We start from the raw sequence: 22,992 nt of genomic DNA, 5'->3' as shown, positions 1-22,992 counted from the left end.
CTCCTCTGATCGCCTCAAGCGCCACTTTGGCCTTGAATTGTGCCGTAAAACTTTTGCGGTGCTTTTCGCTCATATCTTGTCCCTTTTTTGGGCAAGTTACCACCTTAAACCTTTGTTTGAAAATCCGGGTCCACTATAGAGTATCCCCCAGAGAACTGGACGTTTTGAGTTCACAACCTGTTTTTTCATTTCCTTTGAGACCTCCTTTTCGATAATCCATCCTGAAAGATAGCCATATTCTCCACTATAAGGGTCAGCCAGCGAGAGCCACCGAAACAGCGGGCAAACAGTCAACCGCCCCATCGAAACCCTGAAAACAGATATCAATACCCAATTTCGCCAGGTATTCAGGCATGAGAACATAAACTGAAGCGATTTCATCAGGTGTTGAGGCCTGAATTATGCGTACCGTAAGCGCGTAACTGAAGGTGAAAACAATCTTTCCCGCGCTCGCAGTAACGTCAGGGCAAAGGTTGCTCTGTTCGATAAAATACTCAGCCTATTGAGTAAAATTACTCAATAGGCTGAGTAAAATCGCACCGACGAAATCAACCTGTATTACTGGCGTCATGGAAATTATGAGGTTAATTTCGTTCTGGAGCACAAGGTGTTGCTGATCGGAAATTCGGGTATTCCATGGCAGGAATTTCTTGAACTGAAGGGCACCTCTATAAAGTGTGATGAGCGATCAAAGTGCAAGGCGGACGGAGCGGAGAAACCGGAGTGTACACATAGTACATGAGGATTTCGAGCACCGACCAACGCAGCAATTTGGGTGCGCAATAACTTTATAGAGGTGCCCTGGAACCTTTGGATCTGTTTTTGTGAGTGGGAAATAGAATCGATCTGTATGGGTTCCGAAAAAAATTACCTTGACGTCTTGCGCAGGAAAACTTGATCCGGCAAAAAAAAAACGGAAATCGAGGAAATCCGGCGACGGTCGGCGCAAATAAGTGAAGCGTTCGTTAGCTTGTATGTATGGCAGAGACGACCCCACTGCCGATCCCTTTCCCCCAACAGAAAAACAAAGGAGGCTCAGCATGAAAAAACTTATTCCCGCTCTCGCGGTTTCCGCTCTTCTGGCCGCCGGAACGGCCCTTCCTGCCTATGGATCGGGGCTCGACGGGTTCTTTGCCGGTATTACGGGCGTAATTCTGAACGGAGGTCAGGAGGAAGAATCCGCGCCTGCGGCAGGAGTCGGCGATACCTCGCAGTCCGAAGGCCCGGCACCGAACTCCGGTGATGGCGTTTCCGACGGTAGTGGCCAGACCTCTCCATACGGCCCGAAAAAGAAACCTTGATGCCTCGGCTGGTTGTGATGCGTCCGCCGGGCGGCATGCGCGGTCTGTCACGCCGTCGTGCTTATCGTGGCGGTGTCATCGACAAAAAGCCGCCCAGCGACAATGTGATAGATGGTGTCGAATCCTTCGATCATACGGATGTCGTGGGTAACGGTGATGATGGTGTTCTGCTGTTCTCCGCCGGAAAGGATTTTCGGCAGCGCTGAAGAGCGGTTGGACAGGTACAGATAATCGAGCAGTTCAAGGGCTCGCTTGCGGGCGGCTTTCCAGTGCACGCCGTTGATCTCCATGGCGATGGCGGTGTTGTCGCGGGCGTTGAGGAACGGAATGAGGTTATGGGCCTGAAAGATGAAGCCTATGTTTTCGCGACGGGACCGCCGCACGTCGATTCCGGTCCAGCCGTTGTCGTAAAGGCATCGTTTCCGGAGGAATCGTATAAGGCGAGATCGGATCCTGCCGTCGATGCCGGAACTGCCGCTACCATGTTCATCGGTACGCTTCAGGGACAGGTGATGCAGGCGATGATTGCCGGCGACAATTCCGCACTGCCCGAACAAGCCGGTAAATCGTTCCGGCTGCTTCGTCGCGCACTGGAGTGCCGAAAGGATCGGGAGAGGTAACTATTTCTATCCCTGGAGGATATCTGCCTTCTGATCCGACTGGCCGGAATCGATGGGGTCGTGCGCGTTCCCTCTGTTTGCCGAGGCTCCGGCCCCGGCAGCGGGCAATCTGTTCAATTACCGGGAAGATATCGAGAGAGGTGGTCAATGAACGGCTTCGCCTCGATGAATCCCACTACCCTGCCGCCCTGAATCTCCTGTCCCGAAGCGTCGAAAAAGATTATGGCCGGAGGGCCGAAAATGGAGAACCGCTTCATCAGCACCTTGTCTTCGGCACTGTTCGACGTAACGTCAACCTGCAGAAGAGTCATGCTTTCCATGCGTTTGCGCACCTCCGGGTCGCTGAAGGTGAAGTGCTCGAGCTCCTTGCAGGAGACGCACCAGTCGGCGTAGAAGTCAAGCATGACCGGCTTTTCGGCTGACGCGAGCGCACGGTCGAGCTCGGCTTCGCTCCTGATCCTGGCAAACCGCACCCCCTCAACTGCACCGTTCGAGCCCTTGCCGGCAAGCGCACGGAACCTCGAAAGAGGCTGAAGCGGGTTGTCCCCTCCGGATGCCGCTCCGGCAAGCTCCAGAATGCCGATGAGAAGCAGCAGAATGCCGAGCGCCTTGCCGAAACGCAGCGCGATGGAGGACTTTTCGGGCAGCTTGTCGAATACGTGCAGGAACACCGCCGAGAGAATGGCCAGGGCGCCCCAAAGCAGAAGCGCCGCAGGACCTGGAATGACCGGCGAAACCATCCAGATGGCTACGGCGATCAGCAGCAGGCCGAACAGGTATTTCACGCCGTTCATCCACGCTCCGGCTTTCGGAAGCAGGGTTCCGGCCGAGAGCCCCACCAGCAGCAGCGGAACGCTCATGCCCATGGCCATGGAGAAGAGCGCCACCCCCCCGATAACCACGTCGCGGGTCTGGCTGATGTAGAGCAGCGTGCCGGCAAGCGGCGCGGCCACGCAGGGGCCTACGATCAGCGCCGAGAGCGAGCCCATAAGGAACACGCCGGCAATCTGGCCGCCTTTGAGCCTGCCGCATGTCTTTGCTATGCCGCTCTGCATGATGCCTGGTATCTGCAGCTGGTAGACATCGAACATCGAGAGGGCGAGCACCACCAGCAGAACAGCGAAAAGTGCAAGCACCCAGGGCTGCTGAAGCGCACCGGCAAGGCCCTCTCCGGCAAGGCCGGCGGCAATTCCAAGCAGGGTGTAGACAAGCGCCATGCCGAGGCTGTAGGCCACGGCCAGCAAGAAACTGCGCCCCCTTTTGAAGCAGCCGTCGCCCACGATGATGGACGAGAGAATGGGTATCATCGGCAGAATGCACGGGGTAAAAGAGAGCAGCAGCCCGAACAGCAGAAATGCCAGGCTGATTTTCCAGAGGCTGCGGCTTTCGAGTGTCGTTTGCGCCAGGGAGAAATCATCATCCTTTGCGGCTGCCGAGGCGGTATCGACAGCGGCATCTTCAGTAACGGAAAAACCGCCGAAACCGCCCGATTCAGGATCCCCGACAACCTCCAGTACACCCGGTTTTGCCGGATCGACAGTGACCATGCGGATAAAGGGGGGGTAACAGAGCCCCGCATCGGAGCACCCCTGATACACAACCTTAACAGTAAAAATGCCGGGAGCACCGGAAACCGGCACCTCGACATGCAGCTGTTTGTGATAAACCACCGACTCGTCGCCGGTTGAGGGATCCTTCACCCTCTCTCCTGCCGGCAGGGCCGGAACGCGCAGATCCGCCTTGCCGCTTTTCAGGATCACCTTCACCTGATCACGGTAGAGCTTGTACCCTTCGGCTATCTCCCAGTCGAGCACAAGGGAACGCGACGAGGTATACTCCGCCTTCAGCCTGAACGCATCTTCAGGATCGAGAAAACCTGCAGCAAAACCGGAGCTCAGGGAGAAAAACATGGAAAGCAGAACTGCGACAAGGGATAACACACGATGAAACATAGGTATCGGGTACATAGAGATTATTGGATCATTGAGCGAGCGGCGTCGGGAGTGCTGCCATGGCGGCACTCATTGCCTGCGGCACGGAAGGCCGGAGTAGAGCGAATCGGTTTCTCCTCATTCTACAAAAAAAAGCCTTCCCAAAAATCCGAAAAACATGGGGAACATCCAATAAGTCGGCATCACGGCAGAGCGGGAACTGCTGCCTGCTGCTCCTTGACCACGTTCGGCACACCGACCGCACCGGTGTAGAACACCACGAGGCTTGCCTTTTCCCTTCCGGGATTGTAGCCGTTGTGCCCGGTGTTGACCACCTCTATAATGGCGTCTCCCTTGCGAAACTCGAAGGTTTTTCCGTTCTCCATCTCGACGGCGAGCACGCCCTCGAGCATGTAGGCATAAACCGGAACCGGATGACTGTGCCACCCTGTCGATCCTCCCGGAGGCACATCGACAACGAGCACGGTCACTTCAGGATCGTCGGCACGAAGGTACCGTATCCTGCTTCCGTCGCTCACGGTGGTCGAGGTCAGCACCTTCCTGGCCGACACGTTCCGATACTCTTCCGCAAGCAGAATGCCTGCCTGCAGCTGCATGAAAACAAGCAAAACAAAAATAATTTCGACAGAGGCAAACAGGAATGCCTGGCTGGTACGGTTTCCGCTCACCGCACGCTTGTGCTTTTTCATCATGGGGAATTGATGGTTACATGCATGGACAAACAACCCGTTAATACCGGCTGCATCAAGGATTAATGTACTCTTTTTCTTTCAATTGCATGAATTTGTGAAGATCGGCAGTTGCTTTTCGGAAAGCTTGGGAGCAGTTCCGTTTTTTGCATTTTCCTGCGAAAACGCACTCGCTTTATCTTTTGAAGTACTATATTGCCGATGGAAGAGAAAAACGGAACACTCTTTTTCTGTACCTCTGTATTGCCCCGAATCCGCACTCTGTTTTTTCCAGTAACAGCAGTTCAAAAGGGTCCCGCCCGAAGGAGGTATTATCCAGTATGAACAGTATCAGACTGCATCTCAAATTTGATCCAAGCGTTGTCATGTATCTTGTCATCGTCGACAAGCTGCTGCAGCGGCAATCGGATCTGCTCAAGGTCAAACCGTCCGAAAAATTTTTCGACATGGTACGCGAACAGGTGATTTCCCATCTGATCGACGGAAAGGAACCTCCGGAGCAGATTGCAGGACCTATCCTGAACATTGCCGACGACATGCTTGCCGGTCGTGAGGTCGTGATGCGTAGCGGCGACTATATCACGCTCATGAATTACGCCAAGTCAAAGAAGATGCTTTAACGCGGCCGTAGTCGAAAACGTGCAGGCGGGACGCTGATTGTCCTGCCTGCATTCATGTCATCAGCATCCTCCAGCAAAAGAACAACCACCTTTGCCATGTCTTTTGAAGGCTTCCCTATCGTTATGGGGCTGGAGCTTACTCTGGCCTGCAATCTCCGATGCATGCACTGCGCCTCTTCGGCAACCGGCATAACAAGGAGGGACGAGCTCTCACTCGGCGAGCTCCTCGGCATCTGCGACCAGTTTCCGGATCTTTTCGTCCGGGAAGTCGACCTTACCGGAGGCGAACCGCTTTTGCGCCCGGAATGGCAGCAGGTAACCGAACACCTCCGACGCATGAATATTCCTGTCAGAATGGTCACCAACGGATTTCTGCTCGAAGAAAACGCACAGCGGCTGGCCGATTCAGGCATAGCGACCGTCGGAGTCAGCCTCGATGGTCTGGAAAAGACGCATGACCATATCCGTCAGAAACCAGGCCTTTTCAGGCGGATCATTTCCGGTATCGAAGCCGCACTCGACAAAAACGTTCCTGTCGCAGTCATAACTGCCGTCAATGATATGAACATCGACCAGCTCCCTGCATTGGAAACGATCCTGCAGGACCTCGGCATACGGCACTGGCAGCTCCAACCGCTTTTCTCTCTCGGCCGTGCAAGAAGCGACGGGCTCAAACTCTCCTGCAGCACTTATCTCGAACTTGGAAAATACGTGCATCGGCAAGCCCCGCGCTGTCATGCTGAAGGTATAACTCTCATGCCTGCTGACGGAGTGGGATATTTCACGGATCTTGACACACGCGATCGCCTTTGGGCTGGATGTTCGGCAGGCATATCCTCATGCGGAATCACCAGCGACGGAAACGTCAAGGGATGCCTCTCACTGCCGGAACAGTTCAATGAGGGGAGTCTCAGAGAGCGTGACTTGTGGAGCATCTGGTTCGACGAAAAATCGTTTTCCTGGAACCGGAAGTTCAGCACAGGCGATCTCGGGGAAAACTGCAGGCAGTGCGTCCATGGGCCCCAATGCAAGGGTGGGTGCTCGGTCATGTCGTTTGCCTCGGGCGGTCTGCTGCACAACGACCCCTACTGTTTCCACCGGCTGTCGAGCCGGAATCATCCCCTGTAAGCTGCTCTCCCCGACAGATAAACACGATCCGGCAGGCTGGCGGGAATGCGGTTTCCGGCTCCAGGAGCCAGTACTTGCAGGTCGTTCAGTCGCGGACGCAGCGCACCGACATGCCGTCGATTTTTTCCTCGCCGCTTCTAACGACCGTGGCGGTATGATAGTTGAGCACCCTGTACCACCCGAGCGAGGGGGAGTGTTCCGCAGAAGTCCAGAAATACGCGCTCTGTGCGCCAAACGCGAAAACGCCGTCGATGCCCCTCAGACCCCCGGGAAGCGCACTGAAGCCGCTCGAGTTTGTTGCCGCTTCGTTAGGGGTGCTCCAGAGTGAGCGCCCGGCCTCTTTCATTTTACCGCCGGAGACAGCTTCGCCTCCGAGAAAAGCGGTCAATGCCGACCACTCCCTGTCGGTCGGCACATGCCAGCCTTTTGGGGCCAGGCCCCGAGGATCGTTGACGGCATACCAGTTGTACAGACGCCCGAATTTTTTCCCGTTTGCAGGATCGTTGTCGAAGTAGCACCAGGCCCCTTCGCTTTTGGCGGCAGCGTCGAGCCACTCCTCCCTGGTTGCGGCATGCCTGATGGCCTCTCCGTTGCGGTAGCGACTCACCCTCAGATTTTCCGCCGTCCAGACCTGCTTTCCGACAGTTATGGTATGGTAGCCGTTTCCGTCGATATCCCTCATGCTGTCCTCCGAAGCGTGCAATGGCACTGAAAAGAGGGTGAATACGCTCATGAGAAGCAACATGAGCATTTGCCTGGTAATGTTCCGATGTTTCATCCTTTTCCTCCGTTTACTGTTGCAGTTGTTCAGTACGGCCGTCCTGAACACGACGATCATGACGACCGGAAGAAAAGTAACGGAGGAAAGCTTAAACGGACTTTAAGCGACACTTAAAAGAGGCTTAATTTTATCGGGATGGAGAATCCCTGCAGGTATGGCAGTCCGATATTCCTGCGGGGACTGAAAAGCTCCTTGACAAGCCTCCGCCACCGCAGGAAAAACCGGAGTATAACAACCGGGGCTTATCTGCCGGAACGGGTAGCCTGGCCTTTCGGGCCGGTACCGTCGCAGACACCTGCTCCCGTAGCGGAAACGACTCGGCCGCCGTTGCCCGATCCATCGAGAGGGCGTACATAATCCGGGTCCTGACCATTGGGTATGCCGTCGCCATCGGCATCGGGAGCGTTCTCGTTGATGCCGTCGCAATCGCCTCCGCCTATCAGCTGCATGAGAGGATTGTCAAAGTAACCTCCGGCAACGGCCGGAACTGCGGGTGAAAGCGCCAATACGGCAACGGCAAGGGCAAACATGCGAACGATTCTTTTCATGAGGGAGTCTCCTTTGTTCTGGTTGTTGCGGGGAGAGAGTCTTCGCATACAGCTCCCCTTATTACGATTAGCAATTCACATACCAGAAAAGGAAAAAAAATCCATCATATTATTATTCAATCGCTTATGGAGAAAAAGAAAATGAGAACAACCTGCAGCAAAAGCGTTGACGACGACCGGCTCGTCGCTGTTTCGACGGTATGGGCGAAAAGAGTGATTGTTTCATGAAAACCGGCGCCTGGCTGGAGCATGTCCCGTCATTTCATGCCATATTTCTTCAACTTGTATCGCAGATGGCGCTCGCTGATGCCAAGCATTTCTGCGGCACGCGTCTGCACCTGACCTGATTCCCTCAGCGCTTCGGTAATCATTTCCTGCTCGAAGGCTTCCACCTTTTCGGTAAAACCGCCTTCAGCAACCTTTGCGCCGGAAGATTCCGGACGGTATTCGAATACCCGCATCGGAAGATCCTCGGTGGTGATGGTCGAGGCCCGCGAGAGAACGACGGATTGCTGCACGATGTTTTCAAGTTCACGGACGTTGCCGGGATAGGAATATTTCATCAGGGCATCCATCGCCTCCCTTGAAATTCCGGTAATCTGTTTCCCGTTTTCTTCGCTGAATCGGTGAAGAAAGGCATCGACAAGGGGAAGTATGTCGTCACGACGCTCCCGCAGGGAGGGAATCCTGATGGAGACGACATTGAGACGGTAGTAGAGATCCGCCCGAAGCATCCCCTGGCGAACCATCGATTCGGGATCGCGGTTTGTCGCAGCTACGATCCGTACATCGGCCTCGAGGGGTGTCGAGCTGCCTACTCGTTCGAACGTTTTTTCCTGCAGCACCCTGAGCAGCTTGACCTGCAGGGAAAGCGGTATTTCGCCTACTTCGTCAATGAACAGAGTGCCGCCCTCCGCCATTTCGAAGCGCCCCTTGCGCAGCCTGTCAGCACCGGTAAATGCACCTTTTTCGTGACCGAAAAGCTCGCTTTCAAGCAGGGTTTCAGGCAGTGCCGCGCAATTGACGGCAACAAAGGGCTTTTCCCTCCGGCTGCCTGAAAAATGAACAGCCCTGGCGATCAGCTCCTTGCCGGTACCCGTCTCGCCGGTAACGAGCACCGATGCATTGCTGGAGGCCACCCTGCCGGCAATGTTCATCACCTGAGCCATCGCGGAAGATTGCGATATGATGCCCTGAAAACCGAAACGCTCCGAAAGCTGTGTTCGAAGAAGGCTGTTTTCGCTGATAAGCTGCTTCCGTTCCAGCGTATTGCGGATCATGATCCTGAGCTGGTGAAGGTCAACCGGTTTGGTGATGTAGTCGATTGCACCGAGTTTCATGGCCTCGATAGCCGAATCCACGCTTCCGTAGGCGGTCATGATGACAACCTCGATGCCGGGATTCCGGTGCTTCAGTGCTGAAAGCAGTTCGACTCCGCTCATTTCAGGCATTCTGAAATCGGAAAGCACGATATCGACAGCCTCCTCGGCGGCGATTTCAAGAGCTCTCCGGGGATGCGAAGACTTCAGCACCCGATACCCCTGTTTGGAAAGAAAACCGGCGATGCTCTCAAGCTGGACGCTTTCGTCCTCAACCACAAGTATGGTATGATCCATTATTGTCAGCCACCCGTTTCATGAATGATTGCCGAAAAACCGCCGTTCACACAGCCGGCAGCACAACCCTGAAGACACTTCCCTCTCCCTCCCTGCTCGAAACCTCGATCATCCCTCCGTGGACGTGAACAATCTGGTTGGCGATACTCAGCCCCATACCGGTGCCGTCGTCTTTGGTGGTATAATAGAGGTTGAATATTTCCGGGAGTTTCGCGGCAGGAATTCCCGCACCGGTATCGGCAACCTCGATAACCGCCTGGCTCCCACGGCAGAACACCCTTAGCGCAATGTGTCCCCCCTCGGCTGTGGCTTCAACGCTGTTTCGAACGATGTTGAGCAGCACCTGCTGCATCTGCTCCCTGTCGAGCTGTACCGTTTTCCGGCACCCGGCATCAAGCGTAAAGCGGACACCTTTCTTTTCGGCCTCACTCTGCAGTACGGTACTGTAGCTTCCGACAAAGTCGTCAAGATTGACCGGCACCGGCATAAGCTGGGGCGGACGGCCGAATTTGAGAAAGCGCTGGATAATGGCGTTGACGCGGTGCACCTCGGACACCACGGTTCGAACGAGATGGCGGTACTCGGGTTCGTCGGCAGCCGGCGAGAACTCGATATCGAGGCGTTGAGCCAGAATACCGATGGCGTTCAGAGGATTCCTGATCTCATGGGCAACTCCGGAAGCCAGCTCTCCTATTGCGCTGAGCTTCTCCTGCCGGTCGATAACCTGCTGCATGGCACGCTCTTCCGTCAGGTCGCGAAGAACGGCGACAGCCCCCAGGATACTCTCTCCGCTACCGGTTATTCGGCTGAAATTTCCTGCCAGCAGCCTTTCCTGATCGCCTGCATGGCAGAGAAATTCGCGATTGAAGGCAGCCTCGCTCCCTTCATCCATGATACCGGAAAGAAATTGAGCACATTCAGGAAAAACCGCCTGTACGGGTTTGCCTGTCGCTTCGCCCGAAGAGACCCGAAGCAGCTTCTCGGCCGGTCTGTTGACCAGGGTTACGCTCCCGGCGCCGTCTACCGTAAGAACGGCGTCTGCCATGCTTTCAAGAATGGTGGATGAAAATGTCTGCACCCGCTGGTAGGCGTCTTTTATAACCGTTTCGTTTCTGCGGCTTATAACGAGGTTGAACATGACAAGCCCTCCTATGGCAACAAGAGCGAACAGCATGAAAAAACGGTTTCGCAGCTTATCGAGGGCCGCGCTGAAATGATCGTTTTTCAGACCTATGCGCAAAAGCCCCACATTGGCAGAACCGTAATAAAAGGAATTCACGACTTCAAAAACCGTTCTGCCTTCGAATGTGGTCATCCGGGTCAGCGGCTTACGGGTCAGCATGGCCGATTCGAGAAAAGCGTCAGACCGGACGGATGCGGTTTTCGAAACATTGGGCGTGGCGGCCAGAATCCCGGTCGAGTCCTGCCAGATAATGTAGTCTATACCGGTACTGTCGGCTCCTATACGCTCAATGAGCTGGCCGACGCCAAGTTTCCGGCGCAGATCGAGAAGCCTTGTCGCATCGACATTGCCGGCAATCACACCACCCCTGCTCCGTTTGACGGCGGCAATCAGACGTGGCCCCCTGTCCGAGGAGCTTTGGCGGATTCCAAGCAGCAGGGAATCCTTTTGACCGGAAAATATCGGCTGCAGATAGAGCCGGGAGTCACACTGACGTAAGAGAGGGGTATGATCGGGTGGCGAATTGAAAGCGATGCGCTTTCCCTTGCTATCGAAAATGTTGACGCGGTAGATTCCGCTCGATCCGGCAATTGCTGAAAGCTCCTTCGAAGTCAGCTCGTGCTGTTTATCCAGGCGGTCCAGAAGGCGGAGCTGATCGATAAGGCTGCCTGTCAGGAGGGAGCTGTTTTCGGTATAGCCGGTGATGGCATTTTCAGCGCCCTCAGACAGCGCGTGCATGAGCAGTGCAGCCTCCTCCCGCATGATGTGCTCGATCTCGGATTTCCGGTAGTGGTATTCAAAAAGAGCCGTTCCGAGAAACAGGAGCACAAAAAGGGCAAACGCTCCGCCAAGATACTTCGGCGAAAGCATCATTACCCGTTTTTCCGGAAGCCTGTACTGTTCCATCTTTTTCAGTCATGCTCCTGAAAGGTGTACGCCGCAATCATGAGCACCCTCAAGGGCTGATCATGGTTTCAAGCATCTGCCTCAGTGCGTTCATTTCGATGCCGTTCTTTTCGGCTATCGATTTCAGGGTCATATCCGGCTCGGCCTCGACGCCTTTCTGCTTCAGGGCAAGCTGCAGCGAGGAGACCGATATTCCTGCATCGTCGGCTACCTCCTGCAGGGTTTTCCGTCCGAGTCCCTCTGCCGGAAGTTTCCTGGCTCCGCTTTTTTCGGGAGCAAGAGGAACGTAAACCTTTTCGGCCGTCGTATGGTTCTTCAGGGCTATCTCCCCAAGGGTCTGCTGAACCGAATCCACCCTGAATCCAGCTTTTTCGAGCTTCGCCTTCAGTATCTCCGCATCACCGCCAAGCCCCGGCTGAAGCGCAAGCTCGACAAGCGTCATGGTTTCGGCGTGAGGCACCGGTGGCTGCATCTCCCTTTTTTCCCACGACGCCGATACGCTGTTGCCGAAATCGACAATCGCTGCAAAAGGCTGCAGGGAAAAGTAGGTCCCGACTCCAAAAAGAAGCGCAAGCAGCACACTGCCGGACAGCTCCAGCGGACTTTTCAGGCCGGCGCTCGTCTTTGCTTTCAGATACGAGAAGAACGCCTTCCAGTTGATGACGAAAAGATGGAATATCGAGAGCAGGGCGAAGGCGAAACCGAAAATCGCATGCTGGTTTTCCCACCCGGTTTTCGTCAGGCCGAGCATGCGCCAGTCCGTCCAGTTCGCCACCCGTCCGGGGGGAGAGATATAGAGAATGACGCCCGACACCAGCAGCATCAGAAACGAGAGGAGGAGCCCGAAGCTGATGAATATGCGCCAGCTGAAAGATTTTTTCATGGCTGTGTCCTCGTTCACTGGTTCATAAGTCGTCTCTGACCGCCACCCATACCTCTTCCACGACCCATTGCCGGGTTGTACTGATCCCAGAACCATCCGGTCACGGCCTTCAGCTCAGCATCGGTAAGCTTGATGAGCGGCATGAGCCCGAAGCGCGTTACCGCCTGCTGATCGACAGCTTTGTTTTTATCGGGTTTTTTCAGAAATGCTGCCATATGAGCGACACCCTCTGCTTTTGTAGCAAACTTCTCGTGGTAGCGGTTGGCAAGCGGGATAACCGGCGGAGCGGATTTGGGTGGCGGATTGATGGAGTGGCAGACGCTGCAGCTGCGATCGAATACCGCCCTGCCGTCAGGCGTTACGGCCGTTGCCGCCGAAGGATGAACCCCCGATACGATTCCGGATAACATAAACACATACAAGATTTTTTTCATGACAACACTCCTTTGATAACAACCATTGCTGAACCTACAGACATTAACTTTGCCCTGTAAAGTATAACGCAGCAGCCTCACCCGCCGTTCTGGCTCGAATCGCCCCGACGGTTACTCGCGATACTTTCATGGCAATCAGTAAGGGTCAAAAAACATGCCAATAAGAGAGAATACCACGCAACCTCTTTTTTCAGAAGGCATTACGCATCGCTCAACGTTAACGGCCGCAACACTGCAGTATAAGGATTCCGACCGAAAGGTCGAAATATCGACCATACGGTCGGAGCCGCAACCTTTCGAAAAGGGAACCCATCCGTAATTATAAGCGAATTTTAAGCTTCTCATGAGAATCCTTTAAGGAAAGGGGGGCTACCTTGTTCATGTTTTAAACCGTTGTCAGGCGATGGCCTTCAGGAGCCTGACGCAACATTACCACAATTCTTGTAAAGGAGATAGCATGACATTGAAATCATGGGCAACCCCTCTTGCCATCGGAGCTTTTATCATTTCAGGCGTTACGGGTCTGCTGTTATTTTTCGATATTGAAATCGGGCTGGTCGAACCGGTGCACAAATGGCTCAGCTGGCTGTTTCTGGGAGGCATCCTGCTCCACACCGCTTCCAACTGGAAAGTCTTTACCGGTTATTTCTCGAAAAAAGCCGGCCTTGGAATAATCGGCACGGCGGCTCTTGTCACGATGCTCTCGCTGCTGCCGATGTTCGGCGAGGACGAAGAGGAGCACGGAAAGGAGAGCACCGGAAAAGCCGCCGTGCAGGCGCTCGAATCCTCTTCGCTCGAAACCGTCGCACTGGTTCTGAAAGCGACACCGGAAGAGCTTGCCGCAAGACTTGAAAAAGAGGGCATCGATGCCGCCAATGCGTCCATGACCATCGCCGAGATTGCCCAAAAAAGCGGAAAAGATGAACGGATGGTACTCGGCGCTCTCTTCGGGAAACCCGGAAAGGGTGGAGAGGAGCGGATGGAGGGTGACGACGACGATCATTAACGAACAACAACTGCCATGCGGATTCTTGTCATCGAGGATGAACCCGGAATAGCCCGCTTTCTCAAGGACGGACTTGAAGAGGAGTATTTTGCCGTCGATCTGGCGTTCGACGGCAAAAGCGGCCTTGATATGGCTATCCTGAACGAATATGATCTCCTGATAGTTGACTGGATGATTCCCGGCATCAGCGGCATAGAGGTGTGCCGACAGGTTCGCAAGGCCGGCATCGATGTGCCGTTGATTTTCCTGACCGCCAAAGACGCCATCGAGGATATCGTATTCGGCCTCGACGCCGGTGCCAGTGACTACATCAGAAAACCGTTCGCCTTCGAGGAGCTGCTTGCCCGCATACGGGTTCAGCTCCGCAGAAACAGCCCTGCCGGCGACCAGCTTACGGCCGGAAAACTCAGCGTGAATCCCGTTACCCATCAGGTATTCTGCGGAACCGGCGAAATCATGCTGACCCCGAAGGAGTTTTCCCTGCTGGAGTATCTGGTGCGCAACAAGGAAAAGGTCTGCACCAGAAGCCGCATCATCGAACACGTCTGGGACATTCATTTCGATTCCGATACCTCGGTAATCGACGTTTATATCAATTTTCTCCGGAAAAAACTCGACCATGCAGGGTGCGGAAACATCATTCAGACCATCCGGGGCGTCGGCTACATCATCCGCGAATCCTGAATGCCGGACATGAAAAAAAACAGCGGGTTCGTCCGGGAGCATGCCGGTTCCGTTCAGGAAAAACTTTCCCTGAGCCTGCGCAGCCGCATTGCACTCTATTACACCATTGCGACGGCCATCCTGCTCGCCCTTGTCTTTACGCTCGTATTTTTCACGGTCGAACGGGTGGTCTACAGCCACTTCGACGACGAGCTCGACCGGGAAGTGTCGGAAATCATCAGAGCGCAACCGCCGGGAACGCCCGGTTTACGGCATTTCAACCTCTCCGACGACGATCATCGCACTGATGAAGCAGACGATCATGAACACAGAAAACCGCATGACGGAAAAGTGAAGGGTGAGGACGATGACGAAGAGTTCCTCCAGCTTGTCGGAAGCGAGGGAAAGATAATCGCCAGATCGGCCAACCTCGCCGGCAACACCCTCGCCTTCCAGTCAGGCCGGAAGGAAAAACGCTACCACCTTGCAGCCGCCGGGCGGATTGCCGTCCGTCAGGTTCAGGTTCCGCTGACCGGTACCGACGGAAAAATCGAAGGATACCTCCTTGCGGCGGTTCCCGTCCGCGATGCCGTAACCATTCTGGGCGATCTGAAGCAGGTGCTTCTGGTATCGTATCCGGCCATTATACTCACCCTCTTCATCCTTACCAGGGTCATTGCAGGCAGAAGCATTCGTCCGGTTGAAGAGGTTATTGCCGCCGCCGAGAAAATCACCAGGGAAAATCTCGACAGTCGCATTCCCCTTCCCCGCAACCATGACGAGCTCCGTCGGCTCTCGGTTACCATCAATTCGCTTCTCGAGCGTCTTCAGGACGCGTTCCAGCGGGAAAAGCAGTTTACATCCGATGCTTCCCACGAACTGAAAACGCCGCTCGCATCCCTGAAAGGCACACTCGAAGTCCTGGTGCGGAAACCAAGGGAGCGCGAACATTATGAAGAACGGATCCTCTTCTGCCTGAAAGAGCTGGACCGGATGACGAGACTGATCGACCAGCTCCTTATGCTGACCCGCTTCGAAAGCAGCGGCATGACGGCTCTTATGGAACCCGTGGATATCGCCCTCCATATCAGGGAAGCGATCGCCCGCATGCACTCCGATGCAGGGCGGAAAAACATCCCGATCAGCTTCGAGGGGCCGCAATCCTGCATGGTTTCGGCGGATCCCGCAATGCTCGATATGATTTTCGAAAATATCCTTTCGAACGCCCTCAAGTACTCCCCTCCGGAATCGACGGTTGCGGTGACCCTTTCAGGCGGTTCCGGCTCCCTGCTCTGCACCTTCGCCGACAACGGCATGGGAATTCCGGAAGAAAAGCTTTCAAGGATCTTCGAGCGATTTTACCGGGTGGACGAATCGAGAAGCTCCGGGACCGGAGGATCCGGACTCGGGCTGGCCATCGTAAAAAAACTCGCCGACCTGCAGCATATAACGGTGTCGGTAAGAAGCCGCACGGACTGCGGCACCATGGTCGAGCTGCGATTCCCCGTAACCTGACACTGCAACTGTCCGAATGCTATCCGATGCCATCTGGACGAAAATTGGAACCGCGACCAAACATGAATACAGTAAAGGTCCGGGGTCAGTTTATGGGTTCATTCACGTCCGATAGCCCCGAAGCCGCAAGAATCGCCGCGACACCCGTCACGGCGAGCTGAAAAAGCGGCAGCAGCCCGACCCCGAAAACCGTCGGCATGGAGGGCAGATAGAACCATGCGTGCAGAACGTGCTGTGCTGCGTACTCGGTCGAGAAAGCCGCAAAGAGGGCTGCGACTGAGAACACCGTAACGTTGTGCATGGTGATCTTCCACAGAAGGGTACGGCACAGCAGCGAAACGAGCAGATAGAGGCCGGAAACCGCAAAGGCATCATAAACGGCCATTTCAACCATCATGGGCACATAGCCGGATGCGGCCATTGCCGGATGATCACGATATAGAAGGCCGTGCAGGGACTCCCAGAAAAAATTCAGGAAAAACGCCGTTGTCCAAAGCGCCGCAAAAAATGATATTTGCCGTTTTCTTTTCGTCTCCATTGCTCACCTCCCGGTTAATAAACGTCCGGTACCCCCTACTCGATCCCGCCGCTTACGCCGGGACCGGAAAGGCGGCTTCGACCGCCCGAAACCCGATGCACGCGTATTCGGGCGGCTATACGCTCCTTCAGGGCCGGAACATGGGAGATGATTCCGATGACCTTGCCGTTCTGACGGAGGCCCGCCAGGGTCTGCAGGGCGGTATCGAGCGCCTCCTCGTCGAGCGTGCCGAACCCTTCGTCGAGAAAAAGCGAATCAACCCGCACGTTCCGGCTCGACATCTGCGAAAGCCCGAGCGCAAGCGCCAGACTCACGATGAAACTCTCCCCTCCGGAAAGGTTTTTGGTGGAACGCACCTCCCCTGCCTGCCAGGTATCGATCACGTCAAGCCCGAGCGGCTCCTGGCTTTGCACCAGAAGGTAGCGGTCGGTCATGGCTGCAAGCTGTCGGTTGGCGTGGCCGATCATGATTTCGAAAGTAAGTCCCTGTGCGAAGTTCCGGAACTTCTTGCCGTCCGAGGAACCGACAAGCTCGTGCAGTGTCGACCACCGGCCGCACTCGATCTCCTGAGCGGCAAGCGCGGCGGTTTTTTCGCGCAGAAGGAGTGCCGCCCGCTCATGCTCCTGCAGGCGTAGCTTCAGGCCTGCAATATCGGAACGTAGCGAACCGAGAGTGCCGGAAAGCCTTTCGAGCTCTTCCTGCAGCTCTTTCGGAGAGCTCTCCGAAAGAGCCCGGTCTTCCTCCTGCCGGAGCTTCTTCTGCCGTTCGACCTGAAGGGTTTCGAGTTCGAGACGTCTTGCGGCAAGCAGAGAGGCCTCTTTTTCAAGCTCGTCGAGCTGAGGTCTGTCGAGCCGTGCCGAAAGAAAACTTTCGAGGCTTTCGAAGCTGCTGCCTGAAAGCTCACCCTCGAGCCCGGCCAGCTTCCGGAAAATCGTCGTTTCCCGCTCTCCTGAAGTGGCGGCAAGCATGGCCACCCTTTCCGAAAGGGTCACGATCTGCTGCGAGGCTTCCTCACGCGCGGCTCTCGCCTCTTCGAACGCTTCTTCGGCACTTTTCAGAGCCGCTGCCGTACGGCGCTCCTCCTCATCGGGATTTTTTGCTCCGAACAACAGGGCGCGCTCCCCCTGCAGGGCTGAAAAAGCCTCCCGTTCGGCGGCATGGCCCGATTCCTTCTGCCGGCAATCTTCACGGATTGTTTTCAGCAGCTCCTCCTGGACACTCCGGTTCCCCTCCAGAACGGTGATCCGCTGCCCGGAATCGACTTTTCGCTCATGGGCCTCCTGCCAGCGTTCGAGTCGGGACTGCAGCAGCAGGAGCGCTTCGGCATACGACAACGCATCGGCGGCGGCAATAGCGTAAGCCGCAAGCTCCCGGTTCAGAACCTCCTCGACGCTTCTTTGTTTCAGCAGGGCAACTGATGCGCTTTCAGTTGCTCTGGCTACGTCCGCTTCGGCCGTTTTCAGCACGTAGTCCGCACCCTCCTTCCGCCGCAAAGCCCCCGTCAGTCGCTGCTGCAGAATTTTTTCCTCCCCGGCCGCCCCGGCATGAGCCGCATCGATCCGCTCGGCTTCGGCAAGCACACCGCTCCGCCTTGCGGCAATGAGCCGAAGGTTTGAAAGCTCCTCCCCGACGCCATCCTGGGTGGGGGCACCTCCGATCGAAAGCGTTCCGGCAAACTTCCTGCACCACTGCGTCTCCTCTTCAATGGTTTTGTGCAGTTCGTCCCGCTGCGCCAAAAGCTGACGGCGCTCGCTCTCCGCCCCTGCCGCCGCAATACGCAGCAGGGTGATTTCCTGTCCCCTCTCCAGCAAACAGAGACGTGCCAGACGAAGCGCATCATCGGCGGCCATCTCCCTTGCGGGAGGCTCTTCTCCGGCAAAAGGGTGGTGCGTGGAACCGCAAAGAGGACAGGGCCTGCCCTCCTGCAGCATCCCCCGCTCCTCTTCGAGCGCCCTGATTTTCCCCTGCAGTTCCGCCTCCCGCTGAAGTCCCTCGACCAGCTCCTCCTCCTTGCGCTGAAGCTGCGTAATCCTCTCGAGTTCAAGGGCGCTCCTTTTCAGCTCCGCCTCCGCAGAACCGAGAGCCTGTCGCACCGACACGGAACGCTCCCTGAAGCTCGCCAGCTGAACAAGGCGCGCCTGAAGGGTTTCAAGTGCCCGGATCCGTTCACGTATGCCGTCAGCTTCCATGCGCAGTTCGCGAAGGCTGCCGCCCGAGAGCAGCTCTTCAAGCCGCCCGGAAAGCTCCTTCCGGAGGTTCAGGCAGTTCCGGAAATCATCCTCGGCCTCAGCTGTCGCCGGAGTAAGCTCCCGAAGGGTGATTGCGGCCCTTTCAAGCCGTTTCGAGGCATCATCGAGCGCCTTGCGGGCATCCCGTTCCTCAGCTCTGGCCGCCTGGCTCTGCCTCACCTTTTCCCCGATGCCGCTCAGCGATGCCGCAATTGTGCTGTCGGCCGCATGTTCCGAAAGATACCGCCCGGCATCCTCGAACGATTTCCGCTCCACAAGCAGCTCCCGCTCCACACTGGCAAGCTGTCCTTCCAGAACCCCGATCCTTTTCTGCAGAACGCCGAGCTCGCTCTCCGCCTGAAGGCAGCGCTCGCCTGAAGCGGCAATCTGCAGGTCGAGCGCCCTGACCTGGCGCGCGACTCCCGATAACGCATGCGTCTCTTCCTTGAGAAGCATGAGCCTCCCTTCCGCTTCGCAAAACACTCCGGAACGTTCTTCAAAAACCGTTTTTGAAAACTCCAGTTCCCGTTCCGCTGCGCTTTTTTCCTGTAATTCACGCTCCTGAAGCTGCCGGAGCTGCAGAATAGCAGAATATGCCGGTTCGAAACGGGCAGCCCTAACGGCTTTTTCCAGACGCTGCCGGTCGGGATGAAACCGCTCCTCCCGGCTCACGAGATCCCGAAACTCCCCCTCCATCCCGGCCAGCTCGGCTTGCATGACGGCAATCTGCCGGAGCCACCGCTGAGCAGCCTCGGTCCGGCTCTGCCGGCCCGCGACGGCAGCCTCCTCTGCCTCTTTTCCCTTCAGGGAGGCTTCGGTTTCGGCGAGTTCCCCCTCTCCCGGAAGGCGGATGCCGGAACATTCATCCCTGAGAAGATCGAGTTTCTGCTGCTCAAGACGGTTTCGCTCGTGCACCTTCACCGATATAAGCGAATAGATCGCCGTACCCGTTATCTGCTCCAGTACCGGAGCACGCTCATCGGGCTGTGCCTGCAGAAATGCCGTAAATCCGCCCTGCGCCAGCAGCATGGATCGGGTGAACTGCTCGAAGTCCATTCCCGTGCGCTCCACAACCGCTGCCAGTGTATCCTGCACTTTCGATTCGATGATCCTGCCGGTCGACTCGTCGGAAATTTCGTGCTTCTGGGACTGCAGGGAACCCTGGGGGTTTCTGCGGGCACGGTGCTGCGACCAGTGGCACCGGTAGCGGCCCGCTCCGGTTTCGAAAACCACTTCGGCAAAACACTCCCCGGTATGCCTCGTCATGATTTCGTTGCCGCTTGCATTGACCTTTTCGAGACGGGGGGTCTGACCGTACAGGGCAAGCGAAACCGCATCGAGAATGGTCGTCTTGCCCGAGCCGGTCGGCCCGGTAATGGCGAATATCCCGTCCGATACGTACTCGGGAGCGGTAAAGTCAACAAACCACTCTCCGGCAAGGGAGTTCAGGTTTTTAAAGCGTAACGAGAGAATTTTCATACCGATGCTTCCGCCCCCTCCGGAAATGGTGGCCTAAATAACTTAAAATACGGCTCTGCAAAGACAAAACTCTCCCTGCTGCCCCTTCCGTAAGCCCCTTACATCTTCGGCAGCTTTCCGTACCAGCACCTGAGCGGCCCATGCTCGATCATGATGGCGCAGTAGTTGCATCTGATGCAGCGGGAGGCCGTCCGGCGGCCATCCTGCAGTTTACGGACGATATCCGGCTCGATAATGAACGGGCGCGACATGGAGACGCAGTCGATGGCGCCGCTTCCGAACGCTGCGGCAATATCTTCCTGCACATGAATTCCTCCGACCACGATCACGGGAATCGAGACCGCTCGCCTGATGGCTCGTGCGGCTTCGACGTTGTAGTTGGTCACGGGTTCCGGAAGGCGCATGCCGAGACGCAGGAGCGGTGTCATGAATTTCCTGAGCGGCATGGGCATTGCGGCGAACCTGAAATTGCAGGCAAGCAGGGGCTCAATCGGCAGCTCGGGCCCGCGCATGATCGAGAGTCCCTCCTCGACGGTGCCGGACGAAACCTCTATGGCGGAACATCCGGATGCTTCGAGCAGACGGGCGATCCCGACCGCTTCGTCGATCCGCATCCCTCCAGGCCTCCGGTCGTAGGCGCTGATTTTGGCCAGCACGGGATAGTCTCCCAGCTCCCGCCTGATGCGCAGCAGGATTTCCGAAACGATGCGGAACCTGTTTTCGAGCGGGCCGCCCCATCTGTCGCGTCGGCGGTTGGTGTAGCCCGAAAGAAACTGCGCAAGCAGGTAGCCGTGCGCCAAATGAAGCTGCACACCGTCGAATCCCGCACGGGCGGCGCGTCCGGCAGCCGCCGCGAAGCTGGCGATGATGGCCCGGATCCCCTCCTCGTCGAGCTCCCTGGGGATCTCTTCGTTGAAAATGCGGTCTCTCAGCGCCGAAGGCGCAACGGTCTTCATGCCGGTTACGGCCGAGCGGGTCTGGCGTCCGCAGTGGGCAAGCTGCAGGATGATGGGACAACCGTGGCTGTGGACGGGGTCGGTGAGTCGCCGGTAAGCCGGAACGAGACTGTCGTCGTGCATCATCAGCATGCCGGGCAGACTGCTTCGCCCGTCCTGCTGTACCCCGGCGTAACCGGTGATGATGGCTCCGGCACCCCCTTTTGCAAGCGCCGTATAGAGCTTTTCATGCGCGGAAGAAGGCGCTCCGCTCTCTTCCGCCATGCTTTCGTGGGTCGCCGAACGCAGCAGCCGGTTCCGGAGGTGAATGCCGCCGATGGTCAAGGAGGTGAAGAGGTCAGGGTGCATCATGCTGTTGAAACATCTGTTTCCTGAATGCAAAAACCTTGTCGATCACGATAAAACGCGGCTCAATGCGGTGACGGCGACAACGTAACGTAATAATAGTGATTCCGCCCTGGACGGCACAACGGATATCATCCCGAAAGCCGGAAATTTCGGACTACCCTGCAAAAAAGGGCTATCCGGATATAAAAAAAGCCGGGAGTCACCCCGGCCTGAAAACGAAATCCGCCTTCGTCACGGAAGTTGCCGCCCGGACCCGTCGGGCGCTTCCGAACGAAACGCGTTCAGTTCGAGGCCATATCGGCAAGAACCTTTACGATATTGTCCACGACCTGTTTGTCGAAGGTGGTCGGCATCAGGTTATCGGCCGTCGGAACGATCGAACGGGCTATCGCGTCGGCGACGGCGATTTTCATCTCCGGCGTAATCTTTCGTATGCCGCTCTCCAGCAGCCCCTTGAAGAGACCCGGAAACACAAGCGCGTTATTGACCTGGTTGGCCATATCCGAACGGCCGGTTCCCACAATGCATGCCCCGGCCCTGAAGGCAGCTTCAGGCATGATTTCCGGTGTGGGGTTGGCCATCGCGAAAATAAAGGGGGATGGGTTCATGCCTGCGACCATCTCCTCCGTTACGATGTTGCCTACGGAAACGCCAACAAACACATCGGCTCCGATGAGCGCGCTTTGCAGGTCACCGTTATGCTTCAGCCTGTTGCTTCTTTCGGCAATATCCTGCTTTATGGGGTTCATGCCGGGACGTCCGTTATAAAGCGACCCCTGGGTATCGACGAGAACCACCTCTTTGACACAGGCATGAATCAGCAGCCGGGCAATGGCAATGCCTGCTGCACCGGCGCCGTTGACCACCACATGAAGCTCCCCGAGCTCCCTGTCGGTTACGCGGCAGGCATTGATGATGGCTGCCAGAGTGACAATTGCGGTTCCGTCCTGATCGTCATGAAAAACCGGGATGGAGAGCGACTTTTCGAGCTGTTCGAAAATCTCGAAACACCTTGGAGATGAAATATCCTCAAGGTTGATACCGGCAAAACTCGGTTCGATGAGCCTGCAGAACTTGACGATATCGTCAACATCGGTGGAATTTATACACAAAGGAATAGCGTCGATACCTGCGAACTCCTTGAAAATAATGGATTTACCCTCCATCACAGGCATTGCTGCCTCCGGCCCGAGGTCCCCGAGCCCCAGAATGGCCGTTCCGTCGGAAACAATTGCCACCTGACTGCCGCGGTTGGTCAGAATGTAGGAGTTGCGCTTGTCTTCGGCGATTTCCGTGCACACTGCCGCAACTCCCGGAGTGTATGCAGAAGACATGTCCTCCTTGTTTTTCAGACTGACTTTGGATCGTATTTCGATTTTGCCGCGCGACTGGCGATGCAGATCGAGAGATTTTTTTGAATAACTCATATGATGAAAACCTGTACCCTGGTGATAATGAATGAGAGAGCTGAAGCAGGCGGATTGCCGAATGGAGGAGAATGACAGCGCCGGAATGTAACGTAAAAAAGTGAGAACCCCCTGTTTTCTTTTCAGTTTCGCCGATAATTCCGGACGGGGCTCCCCTGAGATAAGAGATTC

Annotated in this window: 19 protein-coding genes; 6 read left to right on the top strand and 13 right to left on the bottom strand. The window is 56.1% G+C overall.

Annotated features, from left to right (window positions below; genetic code table 11):
- Positions 1-1,040: 1,040 nt before the first annotated feature.
- A complete protein-coding gene (locus K9G39_RS09690; protein WP_292004722.1) occupies positions 1,041-1,301 on the top strand; it encodes a hypothetical protein in 261 nt (86 codons plus the stop codon).
- A gap of 47 nt (positions 1,302-1,348) precedes the next feature.
- Here K9G39_RS09690 and K9G39_RS09685 read toward each other — a convergent pair whose 3' ends face one another.
- From K9G39_RS09685 to K9G39_RS09675, 3 genes are all read right to left on the bottom strand, one after another.
- Positions 1,349-1,858, bottom strand: a complete 510-nt coding sequence (locus tag K9G39_RS09685; protein WP_292004721.1) for a hypothetical protein — start codon at positions 1,856-1,858, stop codon at positions 1,349-1,351.
- Positions 1,859-2,034: 176 nt separating this feature from the next.
- The gene (gene dsbD / locus K9G39_RS09680; protein ID WP_292004720.1) at positions 2,035-3,873 is read right to left on the bottom strand and encodes a protein-disulfide reductase DsbD; all 1,839 of its coding nucleotides are present in this window, start codon (positions 3,871-3,873) and stop codon (positions 2,035-2,037) included.
- Between the two features lie 182 nt (positions 3,874-4,055).
- Positions 4,056-4,565 carry a cupin domain-containing protein gene (locus K9G39_RS09675; RefSeq protein WP_292004719.1) on the bottom strand — a complete coding sequence of 170 codons (510 nt, stop codon included), beginning with the start codon at positions 4,563-4,565 and terminating at the stop codon, positions 4,056-4,058.
- Between the two features lie 317 nt (positions 4,566-4,882).
- On the opposite strand from K9G39_RS09675, the gene K9G39_RS09670 reads away from it, so the two are divergent.
- Positions 4,883-5,182, top strand: a complete 300-nt coding sequence (locus tag K9G39_RS09670; protein ID WP_292004718.1) for a hypothetical protein — start codon at positions 4,883-4,885, stop codon at positions 5,180-5,182.
- 96 nt (positions 5,183-5,278) lie between these two features.
- Positions 5,279-6,310 (top strand): radical SAM protein, encoded by a 1,032-nt coding sequence (locus K9G39_RS09665; protein ID WP_292004717.1) that lies wholly within the window; start codon positions 5,279-5,281, stop codon positions 6,308-6,310.
- An 85-nt stretch (positions 6,311-6,395) separates the two neighbouring features.
- Here the strand turns inward: K9G39_RS09665 and K9G39_RS09660 are convergent, their stop codons facing one another.
- From K9G39_RS09660 to K9G39_RS09635, 6 genes are all read right to left on the bottom strand, one after another.
- The gene (locus K9G39_RS09660) at positions 6,396-7,088 is read right to left on the bottom strand and encodes a fibrobacter succinogenes major paralogous domain-containing protein (protein WP_292004716.1); all 693 of its coding nucleotides are present in this window, start codon (positions 7,086-7,088) and stop codon (positions 6,396-6,398) included.
- 245 nt (positions 7,089-7,333) lie between these two features.
- A complete protein-coding gene (locus tag K9G39_RS09655) occupies positions 7,334-7,687 on the bottom strand; it encodes a hypothetical protein (protein WP_292004715.1) in 354 nt (117 codons plus the stop codon).
- A 209-nt stretch (positions 7,688-7,896) separates the two neighbouring features.
- Positions 7,897-9,255, bottom strand: coding sequence for a sigma-54 dependent transcriptional regulator (locus tag K9G39_RS09650; protein ID WP_292004714.1), 1,359 nt, complete (start codon positions 9,253-9,255; stop codon positions 7,897-7,899).
- 46 nt (positions 9,256-9,301) lie between these two features.
- Positions 9,302-11,344 carry an ATP-binding protein gene (locus K9G39_RS09645; RefSeq protein WP_292004713.1) on the bottom strand — a complete coding sequence of 681 codons (2,043 nt, stop codon included), beginning with the start codon at positions 11,342-11,344 and terminating at the stop codon, positions 9,302-9,304.
- A 49-nt stretch (positions 11,345-11,393) separates the two neighbouring features.
- Positions 11,394-12,227 carry a DUF4405 domain-containing protein gene (locus K9G39_RS09640; protein ID WP_292004712.1) on the bottom strand — a complete coding sequence of 278 codons (834 nt, stop codon included), beginning with the start codon at positions 12,225-12,227 and terminating at the stop codon, positions 11,394-11,396.
- Between the two features lie 14 nt (positions 12,228-12,241).
- Positions 12,242-12,661: a cytochrome c gene (locus K9G39_RS09635; protein ID WP_292004711.1), complete on the bottom strand. Its 420-nt coding sequence runs from the start codon at positions 12,659-12,661 to the stop codon at positions 12,242-12,244.
- Between the two features lie 457 nt (positions 12,662-13,118).
- On the opposite strand from K9G39_RS09635, the gene K9G39_RS09630 reads away from it, so the two are divergent.
- The 3 genes from K9G39_RS09630 to K9G39_RS09620 are packed head-to-tail and all read left to right on the top strand — an operon-like array spanning position 13,119 to position 15,845.
- The gene (locus K9G39_RS09630; protein WP_292004710.1) at positions 13,119-13,667 is read left to right on the top strand and encodes a DUF4405 domain-containing protein; all 549 of its coding nucleotides are present in this window, start codon (positions 13,119-13,121) and stop codon (positions 13,665-13,667) included.
- Positions 13,668-13,682: 15 nt separating this feature from the next.
- Positions 13,683-14,351 (top strand): response regulator transcription factor, encoded by a 669-nt coding sequence (locus tag K9G39_RS09625; RefSeq protein ID WP_292004709.1) that lies wholly within the window; start codon positions 13,683-13,685, stop codon positions 14,349-14,351.
- Between the two features lie 9 nt (positions 14,352-14,360).
- Positions 14,361-15,845 carry an ATP-binding protein gene (locus K9G39_RS09620; RefSeq protein WP_292004708.1) on the top strand — a complete coding sequence of 495 codons (1,485 nt, stop codon included), beginning with the start codon at positions 14,361-14,363 and terminating at the stop codon, positions 15,843-15,845.
- Positions 15,846-15,930: 85 nt separating this feature from the next.
- Here the strand turns inward: K9G39_RS09620 and K9G39_RS09615 are convergent, their stop codons facing one another.
- From K9G39_RS09615 to K9G39_RS09600, 4 genes are all read right to left on the bottom strand, one after another.
- Positions 15,931-16,383, bottom strand: a complete 453-nt coding sequence (locus K9G39_RS09615; RefSeq protein ID WP_292004707.1) for a hypothetical protein — start codon at positions 16,381-16,383, stop codon at positions 15,931-15,933.
- Positions 16,384-16,418: 35 nt separating this feature from the next.
- The gene (locus K9G39_RS09610; protein WP_292004706.1) at positions 16,419-20,090 is read right to left on the bottom strand and encodes an AAA family ATPase; all 3,672 of its coding nucleotides are present in this window, start codon (positions 20,088-20,090) and stop codon (positions 16,419-16,421) included.
- A 98-nt stretch (positions 20,091-20,188) separates the two neighbouring features.
- Positions 20,189-21,397 (bottom strand): NADH:flavin oxidoreductase, encoded by a 1,209-nt coding sequence (locus K9G39_RS09605; RefSeq protein WP_292004705.1) that lies wholly within the window; start codon positions 21,395-21,397, stop codon positions 20,189-20,191.
- Positions 21,398-21,675: 278 nt separating this feature from the next.
- Entirely contained in the window at positions 21,676-22,821 is a 1,146-nt protein-coding gene (locus K9G39_RS09600; RefSeq protein WP_292004704.1) for an NADP-dependent malic enzyme, read from the bottom strand.
- Positions 22,822-22,992 lie beyond the last annotated feature (171 nt).

The organism is Chlorobium sp. (assembly GCF_021740465.1).
GTDB lineage: Bacteria > Bacteroidota > Chlorobiia > Chlorobiales > Chlorobiaceae > Chlorobium.
Note: the sequence above shows the minus strand (reverse complement) of the source record. Positions and strands in the feature narration are given on the sequence as shown.

Excerpts from the sequence above, each read along its gene's own strand:
- K9G39_RS09690 (WP_292004722.1), top strand. The coding sequence starts at position 1,041 with ATGAAAAAACTTATTCCCGCTCTCGCGGTTTCCGCTCTTCTGGCCGCC.
- dsbD (WP_292004720.1), bottom strand. The coding sequence starts at position 3,873 with ATGTTTCATCGTGTGTTATCCCTTGTCGCAGTTCTGCTTTCCATGTTT.
- K9G39_RS09675 (WP_292004719.1), bottom strand. The coding sequence starts at position 4,565 with ATGATGAAAAAGCACAAGCGTGCGGTGAGCGGAAACCGTACCAGCCAG.
- K9G39_RS09670 (WP_292004718.1), top strand. The coding sequence starts at position 4,883 with ATGAACAGTATCAGACTGCATCTCAAATTTGATCCAAGCGTTGTCATG.
- K9G39_RS09665 (WP_292004717.1), top strand. The coding sequence starts at position 5,279 with ATGTCTTTTGAAGGCTTCCCTATCGTTATGGGGCTGGAGCTTACTCTG.
- K9G39_RS09660 (WP_292004716.1), bottom strand. The coding sequence starts at position 7,088 with ATGAAACATCGGAACATTACCAGGCAAATGCTCATGTTGCTTCTCATG.
- K9G39_RS09655 (WP_292004715.1), bottom strand. The coding sequence starts at position 7,687 with ATGCGAAGACTCTCTCCCCGCAACAACCAGAACAAAGGAGACTCCCTC.
- K9G39_RS09650 (WP_292004714.1), bottom strand. The coding sequence starts at position 9,255 with ATGGATCATACCATACTTGTGGTTGAGGACGAAAGCGTCCAGCTTGAG.
- K9G39_RS09645 (WP_292004713.1), bottom strand. The coding sequence starts at position 11,344 with ATGGAACAGTACAGGCTTCCGGAAAAACGGGTAATGATGCTTTCGCCG.
- K9G39_RS09640 (WP_292004712.1), bottom strand. The coding sequence starts at position 12,227 with ATGAAAAAATCTTTCAGCTGGCGCATATTCATCAGCTTCGGGCTCCTC.
- K9G39_RS09635 (WP_292004711.1), bottom strand. The coding sequence starts at position 12,661 with ATGAAAAAAATCTTGTATGTGTTTATGTTATCCGGAATCGTATCGGGG.
- K9G39_RS09630 (WP_292004710.1), top strand. The coding sequence starts at position 13,119 with ATGACATTGAAATCATGGGCAACCCCTCTTGCCATCGGAGCTTTTATC.
- K9G39_RS09625 (WP_292004709.1), top strand. The coding sequence starts at position 13,683 with ATGCGGATTCTTGTCATCGAGGATGAACCCGGAATAGCCCGCTTTCTC.
- K9G39_RS09620 (WP_292004708.1), top strand. The coding sequence starts at position 14,361 with ATGAAAAAAAACAGCGGGTTCGTCCGGGAGCATGCCGGTTCCGTTCAG.
- K9G39_RS09615 (WP_292004707.1), bottom strand. The coding sequence starts at position 16,383 with ATGGAGACGAAAAGAAAACGGCAAATATCATTTTTTGCGGCGCTTTGG.
- K9G39_RS09610 (WP_292004706.1), bottom strand. The coding sequence starts at position 20,090 with ATGAAAATTCTCTCGTTACGCTTTAAAAACCTGAACTCCCTTGCCGGA.
- K9G39_RS09605 (WP_292004705.1), bottom strand. The coding sequence starts at position 21,397 with ATGATGCACCCTGACCTCTTCACCTCCTTGACCATCGGCGGCATTCAC.
- K9G39_RS09600 (WP_292004704.1), bottom strand. The coding sequence starts at position 22,821 with ATGAGTTATTCAAAAAAATCTCTCGATCTGCATCGCCAGTCGCGCGGC.